This is a genomic window from Aquibacillus halophilus, assembly GCF_009649745.1.
GTDB lineage: Bacteria > Bacillota > Bacilli > Bacillales > Amphibacillaceae > Aquibacillus > Aquibacillus halophilus.
The window spans coordinates 15,654-37,454 of record NZ_WJNG01000008.1; the positions used below are offsets into that span (position 1 = coordinate 15,654).

Annotated in this window: 22 protein-coding genes; 19 read left to right on the forward strand and 3 right to left on the reverse strand. The window is 34.7% G+C overall.

The genetic code is table 11. From position 1 onward, the window contains the following. Positions 1 to 57: 57 nt before the first annotated feature. Both GH741_RS11110 and GH741_RS11115 read left to right on the forward strand, forming a co-directional pair. Complete coding sequence (locus GH741_RS11110; RefSeq protein ID WP_153736865.1) at positions 58 to 1,857, forward strand: cache domain-containing sensor histidine kinase; 1,800 nt, start codon at positions 58 to 60, stop codon at positions 1,855 to 1,857. A 4-nt stretch (positions 1,858 to 1,861) separates the two neighbouring features. Then, on the forward strand, positions 1,862 to 3,502 hold the full coding sequence (locus GH741_RS11115; RefSeq protein ID WP_153736866.1) for a helix-turn-helix domain-containing protein: 1,641 nt from the start codon (positions 1,862 to 1,864) through the stop codon (positions 3,500 to 3,502). 185 nt (positions 3,503 to 3,687) lie between these two features. On the opposite strand, the gene GH741_RS11120 is transcribed toward GH741_RS11115, so the two are convergent. After that, a complete protein-coding gene (locus GH741_RS11120; protein ID WP_153736867.1) occupies positions 3,688 to 4,890 on the reverse strand; it encodes an AraC family transcriptional regulator in 1,203 nt (400 codons plus the stop codon). Positions 4,891 to 5,037: 147 nt separating this feature from the next. Between GH741_RS11120 and GH741_RS11125 the strand changes: the two genes are divergently transcribed. After that, positions 5,038 to 6,408 carry a glycoside-pentoside-hexuronide (GPH):cation symporter gene (locus tag GH741_RS11125; RefSeq protein WP_153736868.1) on the forward strand — a complete coding sequence of 457 codons (1,371 nt, stop codon included), beginning with the start codon at positions 5,038 to 5,040 and terminating at the stop codon, positions 6,406 to 6,408. A gap of 578 nt (positions 6,409 to 6,986) precedes the next feature. Here the strand turns inward: GH741_RS11125 and GH741_RS11130 are convergent. Further along, entirely contained in the window at positions 6,987 to 7,820 is an 834-nt protein-coding gene (locus GH741_RS11130) for an alpha/beta fold hydrolase (protein WP_153736869.1), read from the reverse strand. 246 nt (positions 7,821 to 8,066) lie between these two features. Between GH741_RS11130 and GH741_RS11135 the strand changes: the two genes are divergently transcribed. From GH741_RS11135 to GH741_RS11170, 8 genes are all read left to right on the forward strand, one after another. After that, on the forward strand, positions 8,067 to 8,687 hold the full coding sequence (locus GH741_RS11135; RefSeq protein ID WP_338079379.1) for a LysE/ArgO family amino acid transporter: 621 nt from the start codon (positions 8,067 to 8,069) through the stop codon (positions 8,685 to 8,687). Between the two features lie 334 nt (positions 8,688 to 9,021). After that, positions 9,022 to 9,726, forward strand: coding sequence for a response regulator transcription factor (locus GH741_RS11140; RefSeq protein ID WP_153736870.1), 705 nt, complete (start codon positions 9,022 to 9,024; stop codon positions 9,724 to 9,726). Beyond that, a complete protein-coding gene (locus tag GH741_RS11145) occupies positions 9,723 to 10,724 on the forward strand; it encodes a sensor histidine kinase (RefSeq protein WP_153736871.1) in 1,002 nt (333 codons plus the stop codon). Before GH741_RS11140 ends, GH741_RS11145 begins: the two co-directional genes overlap by 4 nt. Before the next feature lie 85 nt (positions 10,725 to 10,809). Next, entirely contained in the window at positions 10,810 to 11,574 is a 765-nt protein-coding gene (locus GH741_RS11150) for an ABC transporter ATP-binding protein (protein ID WP_153736872.1), read from the forward strand. Beyond that, positions 11,549 to 13,438: an ABC transporter permease gene (locus GH741_RS11155; RefSeq protein ID WP_153736873.1), complete on the forward strand. Its 1,890-nt coding sequence runs from the start codon at positions 11,549 to 11,551 to the stop codon at positions 13,436 to 13,438. Before GH741_RS11150 ends, GH741_RS11155 begins: the two co-directional genes overlap by 26 nt. A 229-nt stretch (positions 13,439 to 13,667) precedes the next feature. Beyond that, positions 13,668 to 14,324, forward strand: coding sequence for a spore coat protein (locus tag GH741_RS11160; RefSeq protein WP_153736874.1), 657 nt, complete (start codon positions 13,668 to 13,670; stop codon positions 14,322 to 14,324). 224 nt (positions 14,325 to 14,548) lie between these two features. After that, positions 14,549 to 15,502, forward strand: a complete 954-nt coding sequence (gene uvsE, locus GH741_RS11165; protein ID WP_153736875.1) for a UV DNA damage repair endonuclease UvsE — start codon at positions 14,549 to 14,551, stop codon at positions 15,500 to 15,502. Positions 15,503 to 15,559: 57 nt separating this feature from the next. Next, the gene (locus GH741_RS11170) at positions 15,560 to 15,751 is read left to right on the forward strand and encodes a YbxH family protein (protein ID WP_338079381.1); all 192 of its coding nucleotides are present in this window, start codon (positions 15,560 to 15,562) and stop codon (positions 15,749 to 15,751) included. A gap of 126 nt (positions 15,752 to 15,877) precedes the next feature. On the opposite strand, the gene GH741_RS11175 is transcribed toward GH741_RS11170, so the two are convergent. Continuing rightward, positions 15,878 to 16,432 carry a CBO0543 family protein gene (locus GH741_RS11175; RefSeq protein WP_153736876.1) on the reverse strand — a complete coding sequence of 185 codons (555 nt, stop codon included), beginning with the start codon at positions 16,430 to 16,432 and terminating at the stop codon, positions 15,878 to 15,880. Between the two features lie 254 nt (positions 16,433 to 16,686). On the opposite strand from GH741_RS11175, the gene GH741_RS11180 reads away from it, so the two are divergent. The 8 genes from GH741_RS11180 (at position 16,687) to GH741_RS11215 (ending at position 21,523) form a co-directional block, all read left to right on the forward strand. After that, positions 16,687 to 17,610: a hypothetical protein gene (locus GH741_RS11180; RefSeq protein ID WP_153736877.1), complete on the forward strand. Its 924-nt coding sequence runs from the start codon at positions 16,687 to 16,689 to the stop codon at positions 17,608 to 17,610. A gap of 141 nt (positions 17,611 to 17,751) precedes the next feature. Further along, positions 17,752 to 17,964 (forward strand): hypothetical protein, encoded by a 213-nt coding sequence (locus GH741_RS11185; protein WP_240795482.1) that lies wholly within the window; start codon positions 17,752 to 17,754, stop codon positions 17,962 to 17,964. Positions 17,965 to 18,316: 352 nt separating this feature from the next. Beyond that, on the forward strand, positions 18,317 to 18,547 hold the full coding sequence (locus GH741_RS11190; protein WP_153736879.1) for a hypothetical protein: 231 nt from the start codon (positions 18,317 to 18,319) through the stop codon (positions 18,545 to 18,547). 105 nt (positions 18,548 to 18,652) lie between these two features. Next, positions 18,653 to 19,192, forward strand: a complete 540-nt coding sequence (locus GH741_RS11195; RefSeq protein WP_153736880.1) for a GNAT family N-acetyltransferase — start codon at positions 18,653 to 18,655, stop codon at positions 19,190 to 19,192. A gap of 108 nt (positions 19,193 to 19,300) precedes the next feature. Next, on the forward strand, positions 19,301 to 19,699 hold the full coding sequence (locus tag GH741_RS11200; RefSeq protein ID WP_153736881.1) for a hypothetical protein: 399 nt from the start codon (positions 19,301 to 19,303) through the stop codon (positions 19,697 to 19,699). Between the two features lie 97 nt (positions 19,700 to 19,796). After that, positions 19,797 to 19,958 (forward strand): DUF2711 family protein, encoded by a 162-nt coding sequence (locus GH741_RS11205; RefSeq protein ID WP_153736882.1) that lies wholly within the window; start codon positions 19,797 to 19,799, stop codon positions 19,956 to 19,958. Positions 19,959 to 19,975: 17 nt separating this feature from the next. Further along, positions 19,976 to 20,173: a hypothetical protein gene (locus GH741_RS11210; RefSeq protein WP_153736883.1), complete on the forward strand. Its 198-nt coding sequence runs from the start codon at positions 19,976 to 19,978 to the stop codon at positions 20,171 to 20,173. Positions 20,174 to 20,494: 321 nt separating this feature from the next. Then, positions 20,495 to 21,523: a 3-deoxy-7-phosphoheptulonate synthase gene (locus tag GH741_RS11215; RefSeq protein ID WP_153736884.1), complete on the forward strand. Its 1,029-nt coding sequence runs from the start codon at positions 20,495 to 20,497 to the stop codon at positions 21,521 to 21,523. Positions 21,524 to 21,801: the final 278 nt, after the last annotated feature.

Consider the following 21,801-nt stretch of genomic DNA (forward strand, 5'->3'; position numbering starts at 1 on the left):
TCTAATCCGACACCTTTTTGAACACGCACTATAAAAAAATAGTAGGTGACTAATAATATGATTAACTACATTAAACGGTTAAATGGTATCTCGTTACGTTATCGTTTAATAATTGCTGTTGTTTTATGTATTTTATTACCTTGGGCAATGACGTATGTTGTATCGAATTATTTCACTAAAGATGTATTGGAAAAAAGAGCAGTAAAGCAATCAGAAGATTCTTTACGAATGATAGAAATGAGTTTAAAAAAGTCGTTGGATGAATTAATGTATATATCGAATTTTGTTCAATTTGATACAGAATTTAATAAATTATTAAAATCATATCGATTAATTGATCAAGGTTCCCCAAACGTAAGCCAAAAGATAGCTTTGCATAATATTAAGATTACCAACTATTTAGAAGGTATTACAGATTTGCTTGGCCCCTCCTATATTACTATTCTACTAAATGACGAATTATATTATATGAACTATCCTGCATCAGAATATGACCCATTATCCTTTTATAATGAACCATGGTTCGATGAACTAAATGAATTGACCTTTTATGAGACATATTGGATAGGTACACATCCCACATACATTGAATCAGATGTAAACAACGAGCCTTATCTATCTAGTATTGGACGTTTAATTAAACAATCAAATCAAGTACAAGCAAATGTGATTGTTAGTTTTCATGAATCAGATATTAGTAATATTTTTCGTAATTTTTCAAGCGAAAGGGAGCAAAAATTTTACTTAACAGATAAAGAAGGTGTCATTTTTTCAAGTGTTGTTACCGATGAAATAGGAGAAGTACTCACTTATGATTTATCAAAAGATAGCGCATATCAAATTGTGCAATATAACGATAAAGATCATTTATTGGTAACGTATCCTGTAGCTTATAATGATTGGAAGTTAGTTAGTCTCGTACCATATAAAAAAACAATTGGAAATATCAATCTAGTAACTAGAACGACAATCATTATCCAGGGTATATTCCTACTTTTGTTCTTAATAGCTTTGATTGTATTAATAAGAGAAACAACAAAGCCACTAACGAGATTAAGCCATGTAACGAAAGAAGTGGAAGAAGGGAATTTGGAGGTTAGAGCAGGTGTAATTGGTAATAACGATGTCGCAAAGCTCGGCCAGTCATTTGATACTATGTTAGATACAATAGAAAATAAAATTGAACAGATTAAAGTACAAGAAGAGGCTAAACGTTCTGCAGAACTAGAAATGTTACAAGCGCAAATAAATCCACATTTCTTATTTAATGTGTTAAACGCAATTCGATTGAATATTTCAATGAATGGCGACAAAGATAGCGCAAAATTAATTCAGTCTCTATCCTCCTTACTACGCATGACGATAAACAGAAATAATGCGTTTATTTCATTACAAGAAGAAATAGATATTATTCAACACTATGTAAGGTTGATGAACTTTAGACACGGTCATTATGTGGTACTGGAATTAGAAATTGAACCGGATGCAGGCAAAGAAGAAGTGCCAAGATTCTTCTTACAACCAGTTATTGAAAACGCTATTACTCATGGATATAATGAAATAAAGGGGAAGGTAACAATCTCAGCTGTTTTGGACAAAGTTAACAATTTAACGATAAAAGTAAGCGATAACGGGCCTGGTATGGATCAAGAAATAATGCAGGAAATGGAAACAAGTTTCTTTGAATCTACACCGGATAGATTAAAAAGTCATCACTCTTTTAATGGGATTGGCTTGAAAAATGTTTATCAGCGTATGCGAATCATTTATGGAGAAGCATTTCAAATGAAGCTCTCTAGTCAGATAGGAAAAGGAACAGTATATACTTTTCATATCCCTAGGAAGTGGGAGGAATGATATAGTGTACAAGGTGGCATTGGTAGATGATGATGTACTCGTACTTGAGTTTATGGAGAAAATGATACCATGGAATCAATATGGTTTTGATGTTTTAGGGGTATTTAAAGATAGTGTTGTGGCATATGAACACTTGAAGCAACATCCTTACGATGTATTGATAACAGATATCGGGATGCCACGTTTAAATGGCATTGAATTAATTTCGTTATTAAGAAAAAAAGATGTGGATATGTTTAAAATAGTTTTGTCATGTCATGACGAATTTTATTATGCTCAGCAAGCGCTGAAATTGGAAGTATTCGATTACATTTTAAAAGAATCAATGGAACAAGAAAATATTATTGATCTACTCAAACGACTAAAAGTGACTATTGATAAAAAGCGACAAACTGTAAATAAAACGAACAAAATTGAATACTTTTTAAAACAAAATAATATGAAGCTAAAAACTCAATTTATCGAAAAATTAATGGAAGACAGATATGCAAATGACGATGTATGGTTGCAAGAACAAGGGGAACTACTTGGTATGAACTTTTCCAGTGAGCACTATACACCCATTTTATGTTTCATTGACAAACATGCAGATGCAATAACTAAATTTGAGAAAGAACCATTACTCCAATTTAGTATCGATAATATTATTAGTGAAACATTAATGAAAATCCAGAAAGATGTACAGATATTTTATTTAAAGCAAAAGTTTTTCGTTATTTTTCCACAGGATAACCAGAAGATTAATGAGTTGGATCCGATGATTGAACGGGCTCTGCGTGAAATCCATCTCAAGTTAGAGAATTACTTAAAAATAACTATTACTTCCGTTATTGGTAAAAGAAGTCCATTGCGCAAAGAACTACCTGAATCAATGCGAGAGTTACTGCACAATGAAGTACAGCGTTTTTATTACCCTCATTGCTCCATTCAGTACTTGAAAACAGCGAAGTTTTCTGATCAAACAGCATGTCAAAACCATATGGAAATTGTCCAAGAAACTACTAAATTAATGATCCAAGAAGATGAACAACAAGTTGAAGACTATCTAAAAGAGCAATTAACAAAATTAAAGCAAAGAGGGCATCAGCCACCAATTGTACAAGACTTGGCTATAAAATTTATTTTAGATATAAAACTTAACATACAAACACTCGCAAACTTTGAAGAAAAAAACTTTCTTACAATAACAGATAAAATAGTCGATCAATTGGATACCTTTGAGCAACTAGAAGAGATGATCTTAAATACTTGTAAACTTTTAATGTCACATCTAGAAAGTATTCATAAACTCCCCCACAATAGTGAGGTGGTAAAAGCTCAAAAGTTCGTCTTAACTCGTATTAATCAAAAAATATCATTAAGTGATGTTGCTATTTTCTTACACTTAAATCCTAGCTATTTTAGCCGGCTCTTTAAAAAGGAAACTGGAGAGAGTTTTGTTGAATATGTAACAAGAGTTAAAATGGAACGCGCTAAAGAAATGTTAGATATCACATCGAAAACCATAGAACAGATTTCATTAGACTTAGGTTTTGATAGCAAAAGCTATTTTTTGAAGGTTTTTAAGAAGTTTTATGGTATTCCACCTAAAGCTTATAAATATAAGGAGGAAGTAAAGGTCAAAAATAGTATTACTCAACCATAATTTTATTTGTTTGCCAAACAAATAAAAGTGTAGTGGGAAGGACACTAAGATTTTTAATCGTACTTTATCATGATAGAACTAATAAATGGCTGCGTAGCCGTTGGACTAAGATTCCAGACTTTGGTTACAAAGGTTAATACTAATAAAAATGCTAGCTTCGATGTTGAAGCTAGCATTTTTATTGGTTAATTGTTTTCTATATATTGTGATGGCGTACAACCAGTTTCTTTTTTAAATACTCTTGCAAAGTAGGATGAATCTTCATAGCCAATTAACCAAGCAATTTCTTCAACAGAAACATTTTCGTTCTTAAGTAAATATTTAGCTTCTTCGATTCGAAGCATTTGTTGATAGGCTGTAATCGTCATACTTGTTTCCTGTTTGAATTTTCGAGAAAGATGACTTGGGTGCGTGAAGCAGAGTTCAGCAAGCTCATTTTTGTCGATTTTTTTATCATAAAAGATCATTAGATATTCGATTACTTTTTGGGTGAGTTTAGAATACTTGTTCAGTGAATTTGAAATGATCAGATCACTATATTCCTCAATCATCGCATCCTGTATACTCTGCAATTTTGATACCTGATTTGCATTTTCAATTTGGTGTGCATATTTTTCAGATGTTCGGTGTATTAGGATGGTGGGTACGTTTCTTCGACCAGCTGCAGATCTTAGTAGAGTACCTAAGACAATACTTATATTTTTCAAGCGACGTAATGGTTGGTTCGGTAAACGTTCAGAAAAGGAAAAGATAGCTTCATGAGCATATAACGTATTTAGAGCCTTTGATTTATTTCCTTGTTCAACGGCATGAATAAAATCAGCTTCAACCTTATATCTAATCTTAATTAGTTCCCCGTCTTCAACCAGAGAAGGGCTTGTCCGATTATCTTGAGCAGTTTCACCTTCTTTGACTGTTTCTATCCTTATCGGCTTGTTGTCAACTTCGATAATCTGTTCGAAAGCTTGAAGGATACTAGAGATACTATTTATTTTGTCAGGGTTTAACACTTGTATTTGATTACAGAACCTTCTCAATTCATTGCTTTGATTGTTACTTAAATTATATTTTCTACTCAGCTGGTATAAATCAGGTGTTAGTTCCATGTAAGGCCCGATAATAACAAAATATTTTTCATAATCGTTAAAAGTACAAGCCAAATAATGCAACCCCCACTCATTTGTGTAAGCATATAATTGTTTGTCTAAGAAAGAGATCTGTTGGTAGAAATAAAGGATGTCCTTCTCATTAGCACCGGGCATGAACTCTGGTATAGATTCTTTTTCATTATGAAAAACGAAGTCATCTTCATTTTTTATGATATACGTGTTTAAGTTCGTAATATGGTGTAGTTTCAGAGCGCCAGATACGATGTTGGATTGTTCCATTATAAAGTTACCCCCATACCTAATTTATATAAAGCGCTTAAAGGAAACGCTATATTTATCCTTTAAATATCAAAAAAATCCTTATGATATTGATTCTTTTCTATTATAATTTCATCTGAAACCGATTGCAACCAGAGGAGGTCAATAATGGAACAATTAAATGAAAAGTTAAGAAGTGAAGAAATAAATAGTAGGTTAAACTTTAAAGAAAAAATATCATACGGACTGGGCGATGCCGCAAATAATTTAACATTTTCCATGGTAACCACCTATCTATTAGTATTTTATACAGATGTTTTTGGCATAACAGCAGCTGCTGTAGGTATCTTGTTTTTAGTTGCTAGAATTTGGGATGCAATCAATGATCCAATAATGGGCACTCTAGTTGACCGTGTTAACACGGGTAACCCTAAAGGGAAATTCAGACCATATCTAAAGTGGGCGGGGATTCCGTTAGTGGTAATAGCAGTAGTTATGTTTATAACGCCTGATTTATCAGAGTCTGGTAAGCTAGTCTATGCTTATGTTACCTATATATTATTTGGTATGGCATACACCTTTATAAATATTCCTTATGGTTCATTGGCATCTGTAATGACGAGAGATCCAGTAGAGAGGTCATCACTAGCATCTTTTCGTGGCTTAGGATCGATGATTGGGATATTTGTAGTAGGATCGTTAGTCATTCCGGCTGTTAATCTTTTCCCGACACAGAAAATTGGATTTCCGGCAGTGATGGCAATCATTGGTGTCCTTGCGATTGTTTTTTACTATATAGCATATAGAAATACAAGGGAAAGAATTAGACCAACTCGACATAAAAATCCAGAAAAAATCTCATTTAATATGGTTACTAGAACCTTGAAAAATGGCCCATTTTTAGCATTATCATTCATGTCTTTTTTTACATTATTGTCAATGCTCCTTAACCAGTCTGTCGGCTTATACTTCTTTAAATATAATTTAGACAACGAAGGAATGTTTGCTGTATATAATTTAGTAAACATGTCCTTAATGATTATTTTAATTTTATTTATTCCAAAATTGACAGCAAAGATTGGTAAAAAGGCCCTAACATTAATTGGCTTTACAATCAGTGTCATTTTCTATGCCATACTGTTCTTCATACCATTAACTACCTTTACGTTTATACTGTTTGCTTGTTTGGGGATGCTAGGAATCGTTATCCCTAACACGCTGGTATGGGCATTTGTTTCTGATGTTATCGATTATGGAGAATGGAAAACAGGTGTTAGACAAGAAGGTACGACTTATTCTATGTACAGTTTTATGCGTAAATTATCTCAAGCTGTAGCGGGTTGGGGAGCTGGAATGGGGTTAACCTTAATTGGCTATGTTCCAAATGTCATGCAAACACCTGATACTCTCATCGGGATAAAAGCGATGATGGTACTTATACCAGCTATCTCGGGGATTATATGTTTTGTCATATTTAAATTCGGTTACAAATTAGATGATAATACGTTTAAGCAAATTTCAGAAGACCTTGCAAAATAATCACTAGAACGGTTTACTTTTTTGAAAGCGGTGTAAGGTGTCGGATCCTATTACGTGATAAAATCCTGCAGAATATACTGAAGGGGTAGAAATATATTGATCATTTCCTTGGTTACAATAAAGTTCTTGAATTAAAGAAGGGGAAAAAGTTTCGTGGTCAGACCCTCTGCATTAGTCCGTGTAGAGGGACTGACACGTTTCGTTATATTAAAACAGGTTAAGGTAAGACCCAGGAATACGCAGAAATAATAATAGTTTTTCATGGAATTAACTTGACTATAAGGATCGAGATGATCATTAGGATAAAGAGCACCTATGAAGCTACTAGGTCTTTTTTTACTTCTTCAACAAACGACCTCCGTCTAGTTTAATAAGTAACTAGCTTCCTTACAACTGAAAATAGTAAAAGAATGATTTCTGTGACACCTCACACTGAAAGTGTAAAAAAACTAATTAAAAAATTCCTTAAGATAGAGTTATGACCTATGGTTAGATTGTAGGATTAAAGAAAAGTTCATGTTCTTCTCACCAAGTTGTTCGTATTTTAAATTCAATGTGTAGTAACATAATTAACGTAATCACCCATTATCACTGGCATTTAAAAATTTAATGATATGACCTAATACGACAGCGGGAGCTTCCTCCTGTATCAAATGACCTGCAGATGGAATAGACTTAAACTGGGATCCAATTATCTTTTCGTGCAAGGCATATCCCTTTTCTATTGGTACCCACTCATCATTTTCTCCCCATAAGATCAAAGTTGGGGTACTGATTTTACTGTAAAGATTTTCAACTTCATCTGTGTAGGTTTGATTTGCTTGGGCAATTTGTCTATAAAATGCATGTTGACCATATTCTCCTAACCAGTATTGTATGATCCCCTCTTTTGTCTCCTCACTCATTTTACTATATTGTGCTCCTTCAATATAAGCAGATATTATCGATTTATGTATAAAAGAAGGAACTCCTTTAAATGCCTCTTCGTGTTTATTAACATGCGAAAAGAAGGAAGAACCCCATGGTCCAAGAGCAACCGGATCCATCAATATCATTTTGTTAAAATCAACTTTATTTAATAAATGTGTTCTCAGAGCAGTCGTCCCACCAAAGTCATGTCCGATAATAATTGGTGAATCTAGCTCCCAATATTGAAGTAGTTCCGTTAGAATTTCATTTTGAATACCTAACGAAACATTCTGATTCTCTTTTTTTTCTGATTGACCATATCCTAAAAGGTCATAATAATAAACCGTGTACCACTCACTCAATGCAGGAACAATATGTCTCCAGTTGAATGATGACCATGGTGTTCCATGTACTAATACCAATGGGGGTCCTTGCCCAAGCACTTCAAAACGAACTGCACCATAAGAAGAATCAAACTGTTTTGTTAGTTCCCATTTTTTCATATTGTTACCTCCTAAGATAAATTAATATCCTTAAATTATTTACTAGGTGTTAATCGTTTATTCAAGGTTTATCCTTCTTTCATATAGTAATATATTTGCTGAAGTAAAGGAACCGTTGAGTTTGTTTGTGGTTTCCACTCCATTTCAGATAGGCTATCTCCACTTAATTTTTCTTACTTATATCCAATTGGTTGGAGACAAATAGCTAATCCTTCGTTATTCTAATAAGAATAGGGGGAAATCACAGTGGAACCATTGATTCATGGAATGATACTAGCATTTGGTTTAATCTTACCTTTGGGAGTTCAAAATGTATTTGTCTTTAATCAAGGTGCGATACATAAAAAATTCACCAATGCTTTACCTGCAATTATCACAGCCGGTGTATGTGATACAATACTGATTTATTTGGCCGTTGCCGGAGTATCGATTATTGTTTTTAGTTTTGAATGGTTAAAGATCTTGTTATTTTCAGTAGGCTTCTTATTCTTAGCATATATGGGATGGGTTATGTGGAAAAATACACCAGAAGCAAGTGCTAATCAGGTGAAAAACCGATTCTCAGCGCGACGCCAGGTTGCATTCGCTGCTTCTGTGTCATTACTTAATCCTCATGCTATTATGGATACTATTGGAGTTATTGGAACAAGTTCATTGGCTTATACAGGATATGAAAAATGGGTGTTCACTTTGGCTTGTATAGTGGTATCTTGGATTTGGTTCTTTGCCTTAGCGATCTCAGGCAGGAAGATTGGTCAAATTGATGAAAATGGTAAGCTATTAAAACGTATGAACCAAGTTTCAGCAATTATTATATGGTTGATGGCTATTTATATGGGATATCACCTGTACTCATTTTTAAACTAACTGAACTTTGGATTGATTTTCCATAGAAAATAAGAAGAATCGTATCGAGGTAGAGCAAAAAGAATCACTCTACCTATTTGACCTGAAGCTACTTCTCTTAATTTTGAAGTAGCTTTTTTGTGTGTTTTCTAACTTTACGTTCAAACTCCACGACCACCTTCATCAGTGCATGTGTAAAACCGAAGTCAGATCCCCCATTATAATACAAAGATTGATTTGGAAATCTGGTGTAAATCACTATTTTTACGGATTTACCTTCACTCAAAGTAGGATTTGCAGGTATTCTTATGTAGAATTAAACTTAACTAAACTAGTAAGCTAGGAGGAACTAACCATGGAAAAAATTATGATCATTGAAGATGACATAAAAATAGCGGAATACTTATGTTCCTATATAGAAAAATACGATTATGAAGCGGTCATTGCAACCGATTTTGAAGACATAATGACTACGTTTCGTGAAGTTCAACCTAAGCTTTTATTACTAGATATAAATCTTCCTAGTTATGATGGGTATTATTGGTGTAGGCAAATTCGAAAAGAATCTACTTGTCCGGTAATTTTTATTTCCGCTCGAATCGGTGAGATGGATCAAGTAATGGCTCTAGAAAATGGTGGCGATGATTTTATTATGAAGCCATTTCATCCAGATATCGTCATGGCAAAAATCCGCAGTCAGCTGCGCCGTGCATATGGGGAATATGCAACTAAGCATGAGGAAAGAGTACTTAGCCAAGGGGACCTCAGCTTATATCCAGAACGATTTGAACTACGATTTAAAAATGAAGCGATGCAACTAACAAAAAAAGAAAGCGATATTATCGAAAGTTTGCTGGAGCGTTATCCTCGTGTTGCTGGAAGGCAGGATTTGTTGGCGAAGCTTTGGGATGATCAAGTTTATGTCGATGAAAATACGTTAAATGTTAATATAGCTCGTGTTCGGAACAAGTTTCAAGAGTTAGGGATAGAAAATGCTGTGGAGACGATTCGAGGGGCAGGATATCGTTTACGCATTACATGGAAAGAGGGGGAAACATGAGATTATTCCTTCGTGAGCATTTGTTACTCATTGTGCTCCAACTCAGCCAATGTGTAATGGTTCCTATCCTATTTTGGTTAGATGGCTATCGAGGTGTAGGTGTAAGTATTTACGCAATCTTTTTATCTATGGTATTACTAACAGCATTTCTTATCTATCGATACAATAGTAGAAAAAAATTTTATCAACGATTGCAAAGTCCAATGGAAACACTGGACGGATCACTTGAGATTACCGAACAGACACCAATATCAGAAGCGCTCAATCATTTACTTTTATCACAGTATAGGTTATATCAAGAGGAACTTCTAAAAGCAGAAGACAGACAGGATGAGCACTTATTATTTATGGACCGCTGGGTACATCAAATGAAGACACCACTCTCTGTTATTGAATTAACTGCACAAACACTTGACGAGCCAGAATCTTCTAGTATTCGTGAGGAAACCGACAGGATGCAAAAAGGACTAAATACTGTCCTCTATATGGCAAGACTCCGTACCATTACAGAAGATTTTCAAATTAAGCCAATCACACTTTCCAAGCTGATACGTGATGTGAACCAGGATAACAAGCGCTTTTACATACGTAATGAAGTGTATCCACAATTGAAGGAAGAGAAGTCAGGAATAATAGTAGAGACCGATGAGAAATGGCTTTTCTTCCTAGTAACACAACTCGTACATAATGCTGTTAACTATTCTACTGGAAGAACAAAGCGGCTTGAGATATCTATTTATGAAAAGGCAGGAGAAGCGGTACTCGAAATTAAGGACTTTGGAATTGGCATCCCGGTTGTCGACCAAAAGCGAGTATTTAACAAATTTTATACTGGAGAAAATGGACGGAGATACCGGGAATCGACAGGTATGGGACTTTATTTGGTAAAAGAGGTCGCTGAAAGGCTGGAGCACCGCCTTGAACTGGAATCAATAGTCGGGGAAGGTACAACTATCCGGATCATTTTTTCCAACACACAAAACCTTACATCAATGTAAGATTCGTGAAAGCATAATCGATAGTTTGCCATTAGAGCTTAGGCTATACTTCTGCTATAAGTTATAAGAAAAAGGAGAACTAATTATGCTAAAACTTACAAAAGTTAGTAAAGTGTATGAAGGAAAAGTAGCTTTCCGCGCCCTTACTGATATCGATTTAGAAATAGAAAAAGGCGAATTTGTCACCATTATGGGACCCTCTGGAAGTGGGAAAACGACCCTGCTAAATATAATTTCCACGAATGATGCACCTACTACAGGTAAGGTAGAAATCGAAGGGGAAAATCCACATAAATTGAAGAAAAATGATCTAGCTAAATTTCGTAGAAACGAACTAGGATTCATCTTTCAGGATTTCAATTTAATGCATACATTGACTGTCGAAGAAAATATTGTATTACCACTTACATTAGATGGTGCGCGTGTCAAAGAAATGAAGGAAAAGGCGCATACTATTGCAGAGAGTCTTGGCATCTTGTCCATTATGAATAACCGCACGTATGAAATATCCGGAGGTCAGGCACAGCGGGTAGCAATTGCTAGAGCTATGATTCATGATCCAAAATTGTTGTTGGCCGATGAGCCAACTGGCAACTTAGATTCGAAAGCGTCAAAGGATGTCATGAAAATGCTTGTGTCCATCAATGAGAAGGAAAAAACAAGCTTGTTAATGGTAACACATGACCCACAGGCAGCGAGCTATTCAGACCGAGTCGTTTTTATCCGGGATGGTAAGCTTCACTCGGAAATTCACCGCGGGGAGAGTAGACAAGCATTTTTTCAAAAAATAATTGATATGCTTTCGTTGATGGGAGGCGATGGCAATGACTTTTCGTCAATTCGCGTTTAATAACGTCCTGCGCAATAAACGACTGTACATTGCCTACTTCTTTAGCAGCATGTTCACGGTAATGGTTTTCTTCACCTTCGCAATCTTTGCATTCCATCCAGCGTTTTCAGATGGTGCTATTAATCAGAACGTACTATTTGGTATGGCAGTTGCTGGCGGAATTATCTATGTGTTTTCCTTCTTTTTTGTCTTATATTCGATGAGTTCTTTCTTACAGTCGAGAAAGAAAGAGTTTGGCTTGTTAATGATGTTCGGTGCCTCCAACAGGCAAATTCGCATGATGGTATTTTTGGAAAATATCTTGATTGGCTTTTTCGCTACAATCGGCGGAATCCTGATTGGGTTGGTGTTCGCAAAAGGCATTCTCTTAGTTGCGGAGAATGTATTAATTATTAGTGAATCACTGGATTTTTACTTTCCTCTACTGGCTATTGCTGTGACATTTATTAGCTTTATCGTTCTATTTTTCTGTATATCGGTTTTTGTTTCGTTTATTCTTCGTACAAAAAAACTGATTGATTTAATTAAAGGGGATAAAAAGTCAAAAGGAGAGCCAAAAGCTTCTGTTATTCTATCCATTCTAGCAACAATACTAATCATCGCAGGATACGGCACTGCTCTCTATGTTAAGGGCATGCAGGTTGTTTTTGCAATGGTGCCGGTTATTGTCGTTGTGACACTTGGAACCTACCTAATATTCACTCAATTGAGCGTGTATATCATACGCCGTTTGAAAAGTAATAAATCGTTTTTCTGGATGAAAACAAATATGCTTTTGCTATCTGACCTATCGTTTCGAATGAAGGATAATGCGAGGACATTTTTCATGGTGGCAATCATTTCAACGGTTGCTTTTACTGCAATTGGAGCATTATATGGGTTTCAATCTTACCTAACAAAGGGTATAAAGGAGTCTGAACCATATACCTATCAATATATTCCCTGGCTGAATGATAGTGAAGAAGTAATGAAGGAAGATGTTAGTAAAATTAACTCCATCTTGCAGGAGGAAAATGTAGAAGCGAAAATGGAAGCGATGGAGCTTAATTATTTTGAGACATCTACTAGTGAGGAGTTAATTGTGAGAGCCTCTGATTACAATCGCTTTGTGGCTTTTACAAAAGATAGGGAACTTCATCCGGGCGAAAATGAAGCAATTGTAGTACAACCGGTTGAAGATGCACTATCGGGGGTATCCAGATCCGGAGAATTTTTGATGGAGTCTAGCTTCAACCTAGAGAATGGAACAGAAATTCAACCTAGTTATATAGTGGAATCCTCAGTATTAGCGTCTAATGGTTATTATGTTGTGAATGACAAGACTTATGAGCAACTTGGCTCACCGGTAAGAAATGATTGGAGTGTCGTATGGAAAGCAAAAGAAGGACAAACGGATCAGCAGCTAATAGAAGCGGGAAGAAAATTAACTGAGCAAGTAGAGCATAAAGCGTATTCCGTTGACTACCAACTTTTTGAAATCAATAAAGCGTTTGGACCAATATTATTTATCGGCTTGTTTATCGGAATTGTGTTTTTTGTTTCTGCTGGTAGCTTCCTTTATTTCCGATTATTTACGGATTTAGATGAAGAAAAGCGCAAGTTCCGATCCATTGCAAAAATTGGATTGACACAGTCTGAATTGAATAAAGTAGTGAATCAACAAATTGCCATTTTATTTTTCTCGCCGATTGTGGTCGCGCTAATTCATGGATCTGTTGCGCTTACTGCTTTATCTCACATGTTTAATTATGATTTAACGATTGAGTCTGCCTTTGTATTAGGAAGTTTCGCTCTGATTCAAATTATTTACTTCTTAATTGTACGATTTTTCTATGTGAAACAGGTAAAAAGAATGGTCTTTTAGTGGCCCACCGTTATTTTTTAACGTTGACAAAAGTGATGACTTCTCTTAATTGAGAGGTCGCATTTTTGTGTGTTTTCGTACTTCTTTATTGACTGAATCCCACGTTCACCCTTATCAACGCATGCGAGGATATTCGATTCCGAAAATACTAAAAATCTTACTACGTAACAGAAAAACAAATTTTCTACATAAATGACACCTCCGAGGAAAGTATAAAAGTGATTCTAAAATGAAGGAGGTCTTCAATTTGCCTAATCAGAACCAAAACCAAAACCAAATGCAAGGTGGTACGCAAATGCCACAAAATATGGCTAACCAAGCAATCAATTATAATCATGGTGCTCACGAGATTCTTGACTCACATGAATTAATTGGTGGCTTAATCGGTGTATTGGAGCACTATCAGTTGTACGATCAACAGATCCAGGATCAGGAACTAAAGGGTATTCTACAACGTCAATCTTCATTTATGACGCAAATGTATAATACTATCGTAGAAAGCTTCAGTACTGGTCAAGATCCAACGGTGCCAACACAGCAATATGAGATGAACCAAAGCAACGAGGTTATATTTGGAGTGAAAGCCGGACAACCGAAAAAACCGAAACAGTCTGTCAGCGAGTTTACCGATGAATGTTATTCTTCATTCATGTTAGGTCAAACTAAAGCGACCTGTTCCACGTTTACAATGGCAGCAGCCGAGATGAACAATCCAGTCTTACGTCGTGTCCTATCAGATAGTGTACCGAACCTAATTGAAATGAGCTATGAGCTATTCTTGTATCAAAACAAAAAAGGTTATTATCAAGTTCCACAACTAAAAGAGCAGGATATGAACATAATGCTACAGGCTTATACAAAAGCCCCACAACAAGGAATGCATTAAGTAACGCAGATAGGTATAGGGGGTTTTCCCTTATACCTATCTTTTTTTTGGTAGGAAAATGCCACTACTAAGGGATGAATGAGTTAACCAAGTACACAAAAATTTTCTAATATTACCTTTCATATCCCATAATCAAGTGCTCTATCGATTGTTATAGAAGTGTATGAAGTCCCCATAAATCACAAACACTACATCCATCTACAATTAAAAGCTGGAGTGAAACGATGATACTCAGATTCGGTTACGTCTCAACTGCGCTTTCTTTATGGGAAGCATCTCCTTCTCGAACATTAACGTTTACCAATTGGAAGAAGCAAGATGAAGATACTAGACTAGAGAAGCTACACCATCTTACAGAGCAAAATCTAAAAGCTACGATTCGAATGCTTCACTACAATATTGCACATGGGATTGACGTGTACCGAATGTCATCTTCACTTGTACCGCTTGCCACACATCCAGAAGTGAGGTGGGATTATCTAACCTCTTTTAAATATCTCTTTGAAGAGATTGGAGTATTAGTAAAAAAATATAACCTACGTGTCAGCTTCCACCCGAATCAATTCACACTGTTCACGAGTTCACGGGATCATGTAACCGATAATGCGATTATTGATATGACTTATCATTATCAAATGTTGGAAGCGATGGGATTAGAAAAAAGGGCAACTATCAACATTCATGTTGGTGGGGCTTATGGCAATAAACAAGAAGCACTTGCTAGATTTAACACAAATTTTGTGAAATTAGACGAGATTATTCGCATGCAAACTACACTTGAGAATGATGATAAGACCTACACAGCAGAAGAAACGCTACAAGTTTGTGAGGAACAAAGGATCCCATTTGTTTTTGATTATCATCATCACTGGGTAAATCCTGGGGATCAAGCATTCGAGGATTTACTACCTAGAATTTTTGCCACTTGGGAAGCTAATGGAAAGCCACCTAAGTTTCACTTATCCTCCCCTAAGTCAGAAAAGTTAAAACGAGCACATGCCGATTATGTGGACATCGAATTTGCGACTGTCTTTATAAAAGCACTAAAGGACTATGGCAAATCAGCAGATATCATGATCGAAGCAAAAGCGAAAGATAAAGCAGCATTAAACCTTGTGGAAGAGGTAGCTAAATTACGAGGGTTTAAGCGGATTAATGGTGGAGCAATAGAGATATAGGATTAGAATTTAATTTTGTTGTTTGAATAAATATAAACGAAAAAGAGGGTGATCGTAGTGGGGGCAATTGAAAGAAATGAATTCAGATTCGAACCGGAATATAGTGTGATTAATCAAAATGGTGCTGTTCATGTTTACCATCAAGGTGATTTTAAAGAAGAACTTAAGTTTAACTTTTCTGGTAAGTACCCGGAAGCTAGTCAAATAGATGAAATAGTTGAAGCATATTGTCAACAACACAATATATAGTTGGAATGACTCCTCCTGCTGTCAGGTCCATATGTTGCATAGGCCTTGCCAGTTATCATCAGAAACATAATAAGCATAAAGTGCCAGGTATGACGTATGGAGCTCGTCCTGGCACTCTATCCTAAGCTATTCCCTTCGAAGTTTTAGGAAAAAAGCTGTGAACCAATAAGCTAAAATAGCCATAACCACATCAAGTAGGAAAATATGAAAGAAGTTCATACCTTTATAAAGTTCCAATAAATCTAACATCTTCCAGATCCAGGCTACCAAAGAGATAAAGAGTGATGAAACAAGAGTGACCAAATAAAAATTTTTATGATGGTTTAGTGAATATTGGTATGTGAGCATAAATAATACTGGAACAAGAGTAGCATCAACAGGTATACTAACCGGTATATACGGAATCATGTGGTACGGATGGGACCAGTAGTTGAATCTGGTAAAGAAGACATCTAAGTAGACAATCATAACGTGAAAGGTATAACCGTAGAATGCAATTTGAAAAATTCTTTTTTTATCAATATAAATAAGCACGATAATCAATGGAATTATAAAAAAGGCTATATTAGTCCAGAATTGCCAGGTACCAAGATTTCCAAATCTAATCCAGTGTTCTAGAATTAGATCCATTAATGAATCATCTAATTTCTCAATTTCTTTTAAAAGTTGTTCACGTGACATTCCTATAATTCACCTCAATACAATTCCAGATATTTTAGGATGAACTATTTCTTGATAAACTATTCGCCATTATCGTTTGCATATTAATACCTTGCCCTATATTAAATTGATTTAATAATGCCTTTTAATAGTACTTTAAAATTCTATGTTAATATCTATATAAGAAATATATGGTATAAGAACTTCGACATTTTATATAGATAGGATTGATAGTTAATTTTAGTAGAATTGATATAGAAATGGGGAGTAATAGGATGCGTACACGATACACAGTATTGGCAGCGTTGTTATTTATCTTATTTTTATTGGTTTATTTCACAATAAATCAAATGGAAGCCCCAGATAAAAAGCAAAGTTATAGTTCAAACAGCCCTACTATTATAAGTCTAAGCCATGTTGAAGCAGCTATAACGGTACAAGGGTTTAATTTAGAAAAAGCAGATCTGCCAAGAGAAAATGTTTTTATTCAAAAATTAAACGGTGTGTCACCAAAAGCGTATTTTATAGATGGAAGGACATTATCTATCTATGAATTTCCAACAGAAGATGCACGGAAAAAGGGAATGGATGATTTTGAAGAACAAACTACAACAATAGATTTAGAAGCTTATAAAACCTATCCGATTAAAAATCTATTAGTCTTTTATGTAGAGGGAACTATGGCAATAAACGATAAATTAAATACTACATTAACAAGTTTAGCAACGGAAAGAACACTCATCCCCTTAGAAGAAAAAAATGGTGTGGATTTTTTAGCTAGCGAGAAGAAGACATTACCAAACAATTTTCATGAGAGGGCTTTAACAAGAGAATATCCACCTCACTTTAGCTATTTGGTATATAAAGTTGAAAAACAACAAGATTATGAAGAAGTTTCAAGGCTGTATCAGCTTGAAACTTCACTTCAGGAAGTAAATTTTGCTGAGAATGATGTGTTTTTCATAGGGCTAAATGAATCAGGGAGTTGTCCATATGATTTAAAATGGGTAGAAAACAAGGCGGCATTATCTTCTATATCTTTTGAACTAACACTACCCCCAGAAACAGAAGAGTGTACAAGTGATGCAACTCCCAGAACATTTGTAGTTCAAGTTTCCAATGAAATTTCAAATCACCAGGAAAATTTACTTATGATAGAAAGTGATTCCAATACAGTAGTTCCTATTTTGGCTAGGTAGTACCAAACAAACCCATATATAATATCTAGTGATTGTCAGCATTTATCATGGAAATTACCGGAAAAGGGGATAATCACCCAAGAACATTCACCCAATCGCTCATATGCTTTAGTGTAGATCACTTTAGCAAGGAGGATGAAAGTGAATAATAATGAACTAGGTTATAGAGTCTATGATCATAATGATGAAAGAATATTCCCACGTCCTGGATTCGGCTTTGGAGCTCCATTTTTGACAGGTCTAGCGGCAGGTGCGTTATTACCCCCTCCATACGGATATCCATACCCGCCGTATCCGCCGCCATATCCACCTTATCCACCGTACCCTTACCCACCATATCCTTATTATAAATAGTAAAAATAAAAGAACTTTACCTTTTGAGGTTTAGTTCTTTTTGGTGTGAAGTGGAACAAGTCCAATTTGGAAGTCCCTATTGAACGTGACAGTCTAGTTGATTAATCACATTTAGATACATAGAATTCAAGAGTAATCATACATGTATAAATCAAGCATGTTTTGAATGAATTTTTCAATATGCTCATCCTAATCTGAGGATCTAAATTCAATTGTTATTTAAGTTTTTGGCTATTTGAGGTTAATTCAAGGACAATGTTATTTTCCATTTTATGCTAAAATAAAGTTGGAGATTTTGAATATTAAGTACTTAAAATAACATAGCAGAATGTGTCAAAGAGGTGGTTGATTCGTGGGGGAAACTTTATGGTTTCCACTATTATCATCAGTCGGGACAATGGCTTTACTATATATTGTTGGAAATATATTTGATTTATCATTACTAAGGTTTTCATTTGTTCTAAACGAGCCGTTAAACAAAGGTTTGATTTTTAGTGCAAATATTTCACTTCTTCCTTTTGTCTTCGGCTTAATAGTTGGATTTATAGTAGAAAGATCTATAAAGGTGAAAATGAAAAGTTAGATTATTATTTTTGAACATATATTTTCTGAAAGAAGTGAAGAAGGTATTGCTGCATGTTTGAAAGTAAATTAAGGTAATTAGAAATATTTTTTAGGAGATAGAGAGATGAAAGCAAACAAAATACCGATAGTTCGATTGAGAGAATTAACTCTTGAAGACGTGGAGGACCGTTATCAATGGTGTTTAGATAAAGGATTAACAAAACATTTAAATATGCCGGAGAAATATCCACCTTTTAGCAGGGAAGAAACTCAAAATTGGATTAAGATGTGCATAAACAAGACAAACGGATATGAACAAAAAGCTATTCTAACAGAAGAGGGAAAACATATTGGGTGGGTTGATTTAAAGAACATAGATAAATTAAATAAACATGCTGAATTAGGTATTGCAATTGGCGATAAAAGCTATTGGGGCAAAGGTTTTGGACTTGCAGCAATGGAAGAAATGCTATTATGGGGATTTAATGAATTAGAACTAAATAAGATTTGGCTAAGAGTTGAAGTGGATAATGAAAAAGCCATTAAATCTTATAAACGTGCTGGCTATGTAGAAGAAGGGATTTTAAGACAAGACCGACTAAGAAATGGTGAGTTTATTGACCGTTTAAGAATGAGTATTCTAAAAAGAGATTTCTTTAAGTAACGGATGCTAGAGTAAACAAAGAGGCGTCGATAACGACGGTCCTCTCTTAATATAAAGAATTATTGGAATCAAATGTTAAAACTTTAGGTGAACAACTGGGGGGATTTCATGAGAGTAACACTCTTTTCTTTATTGCTTTGTATATCTATTTTAATTGTTGGATGCAACAGTAAAACATTTGAAAACTCAGATGGGAGTGACAAAGGAAATCCTGTTGCTAAAGAGATATTGTCAGAAAATAAGGATGCCGATATTTTTGCGACAATAAATGTGGTGTATAGAAAGGCAGAGAGTGTTAGCTGGGTTGAAGATTTAGAATTAAGTTTAGGCGACGAATATTTTGAGATTACGAAACAAAGCACAAACCCAAAAGAGTTCGAGAGTGGAACTGCATCAAAGCTACCCATAGGAACAAAAGTATATAGCCCTGTTGAAAAACATGGACGGATTTTAATCGCTGTGGTTGACGGAGAGCAAATACGGTATTTAGGTTTAGTAGAAGGCTAGACAAATACTCATTTCACTAAAGGGTGCGATAGTCTGTCATTGTTGAACTAACGCAGCAGTAATGTTGAATTACAGTGAATCGTAAGGAGGAAAAGCCTTGGATTTTTTTTATCCTATTGGAAATGATCCTGAAAATGAACCATTGTTAGAACTGTTACCTGCTGGGTATAAGTTTGCTGCAAAGATTTTCTATCCCTTTATTAAAATGCCAAAGCTTTGGAACTCCAACAATATGGTGGTTTTTTATAAAGAAATATAAAATGGAGGTTGTTCTTAATGGAAAAAAAGAAAGTTATAAATGTTCCTGAATCTATTTTATTAGTTAGCTCCTTGTTTATGTTTATGTTTATTTCTGAATATTTGGTATTTATACCTGAGTTCAAATACTTTTTTGAAAGAGATTCCTTATGGTTTGCTTTCCCCCTTATTACACTTATAATAGGAATTTATTCTTTTCTGAATAGAAAGATTTAAGGAGAATTTAGAATAGCTTCAAAAATCATAAAACCAAAAAACGGTGAATATTTAGAAAGTACTAAAGAAAATAAATAACATCTTATTAAACTACCATGAAATAACGAGAAAAAGGCAAAACTAAAGAGGACGCAGAACAAAGTGGATCGTCATATTTTATTGGTGGTCTACTTCTTTTTGAATAATTTCAAAAATTATTAGAATTATATGATAAAATAAATTCTGAACATTGTTCGTAAAGTATTTTTCAGGTGTCTATTATCAAGTTAAATATAAAATGAACTTTTTGAGGCGTATTAATAAGAAGGAGGTATTAACATTATGACATTTAAAGAAATAAGCCCTAAAATCAATATTAAAGAAATTAAAGAGCTTGGCAAATTATCAGAAAAAGTGTTAAAACATAAAGAAAAACGTGATCATGAATTAAATGCAATTATTAAAGGTGAAGATGATCGCTTGCTTTTGATAATCGGCCCTTGTTCGTCTGATAATGAAGAAGCTGTTCTTGAATATGCTCGTCGCTTAGCAAAATTACAAGAGGAAGTTAAGGATAAGATTTTTATTGTAATGAGGGTATATACGGCTAAACCTCGTACCAATGGTGATGGATATAAAGGCTTAATTCATCAGCCAGATTCAAAAGGTAATCCTAGCTTGATTAACGGTATTAAGGCTGTTCGTGAATTACATTATAAAGTAATTACGGAGACCGGTTTGACAACAGCAGATGAAATGCTTTATCCCGAAAATCTTCCTTTGATTGATGACCTTGTTAGCTACCACGCGATTGGGGCTCGAAGTGTGGAAGATCAACAACATCGATTTGTTGCAAGTGGTATTGATGTCCCAACAGGAATGAAAAATCCAACTTCTGGTAACTTGAACGTAATGTTTAATGGTATTTACGCTGCTCAAAATGCACAAAATTTTCTATTTAATTACGCTGAAGTAGAAACTGAAGGTAATCCACTTGCTCATGCAGTTTTACGTGGAGGGCTAAATGAATACGGAAAAAATATACCAAATTACCATACAGAAAATATACTAGACGCAATCAAATTTTATGAAAAAATGCAGCTTAAAAATCCATTTATCATAATTGATACGAATCATGATAACTCTGGTAAACAATATTTAGAACAAATTCGTATCGTTCGTCAAATATTGATTAATCGTTTATGGAATGAAAAAATTAAGAAATATGTTCGCGGATTTATGATTGAATCTTATCTTGAAGATGGGCGGCAAGACGAACCAACAGTATTTGGTAAATCAATTACAGATCCTTGTCTTGGATGGGAAAGGACAAAAGAACTTATTTATGAAATTTATAAAACAGAGGTTTAATAAAGAATAATTTCATATAAATTTCACAATAACAAATGGGCATAAAAATAGGACGAAGTAAGTAATTTGATAAAACAATGTTAATTTTTTGGGATTCCTAATTAAATTAACGGGTGTAATAGTTAAAGAAGGGTCATCGGTTACGATGACCCTTTGTTTGTGTTTGAAAAATTATTGGAATATTATGTTAATATTAAATGTGAACAGTTGTGCTTAAATAAACGTGGCAGGATAGTCAAAGAAGAGTATCTGTTAATTCTTAAAATAAATCAACTTTT

Bases quoted from the DNA above. Each gene is read 5' to 3' on its own strand.
- GH741_RS11110 (WP_153736865.1), top strand. From the start codon at position 58: ATGATTAACTACATTAAACGGTTAAATGGTATCTCGTTACGTTATCGT.
- GH741_RS11120 (WP_153736867.1), bottom strand. From the start codon at position 4,890: ATGGAACAATCCAACATCGTATCTGGCGCTCTGAAACTACACCATATT.
- GH741_RS11125 (WP_153736868.1), top strand. From the start codon at position 5,038: ATGGAACAATTAAATGAAAAGTTAAGAAGTGAAGAAATAAATAGTAGG.
- GH741_RS11130 (WP_153736869.1), bottom strand. From the start codon at position 7,820: ATGAAAAAATGGGAACTAACAAAACAGTTTGATTCTTCTTATGGTGCA.
- GH741_RS11140 (WP_153736870.1), top strand. From the start codon at position 9,022: ATGGAAAAAATTATGATCATTGAAGATGACATAAAAATAGCGGAATAC.
- GH741_RS11145 (WP_153736871.1), top strand. From the start codon at position 9,723: ATGAGATTATTCCTTCGTGAGCATTTGTTACTCATTGTGCTCCAACTC.
- GH741_RS11150 (WP_153736872.1), top strand. From the start codon at position 10,810: ATGCTAAAACTTACAAAAGTTAGTAAAGTGTATGAAGGAAAAGTAGCT.
- GH741_RS11155 (WP_153736873.1), top strand. From the start codon at position 11,549: ATGACTTTTCGTCAATTCGCGTTTAATAACGTCCTGCGCAATAAACGA.
- GH741_RS11160 (WP_153736874.1), top strand. From the start codon at position 13,668: ATGAAGGAGGTCTTCAATTTGCCTAATCAGAACCAAAACCAAAACCAA.
- uvsE (WP_153736875.1), top strand. From the start codon at position 14,549: ATGATACTCAGATTCGGTTACGTCTCAACTGCGCTTTCTTTATGGGAA.
- GH741_RS11175 (WP_153736876.1), bottom strand. From the start codon at position 16,432: ATGTCACGTGAACAACTTTTAAAAGAAATTGAGAAATTAGATGATTCA.
- GH741_RS11180 (WP_153736877.1), top strand. From the start codon at position 16,687: ATGCGTACACGATACACAGTATTGGCAGCGTTGTTATTTATCTTATTT.
- GH741_RS11195 (WP_153736880.1), top strand. From the start codon at position 18,653: ATGAAAGCAAACAAAATACCGATAGTTCGATTGAGAGAATTAACTCTT.
- GH741_RS11200 (WP_153736881.1), top strand. From the start codon at position 19,301: ATGAGAGTAACACTCTTTTCTTTATTGCTTTGTATATCTATTTTAATT.
- GH741_RS11210 (WP_153736883.1), top strand. From the start codon at position 19,976: ATGGAAAAAAAGAAAGTTATAAATGTTCCTGAATCTATTTTATTAGTT.
- GH741_RS11215 (WP_153736884.1), top strand. From the start codon at position 20,495: ATGACATTTAAAGAAATAAGCCCTAAAATCAATATTAAAGAAATTAAA.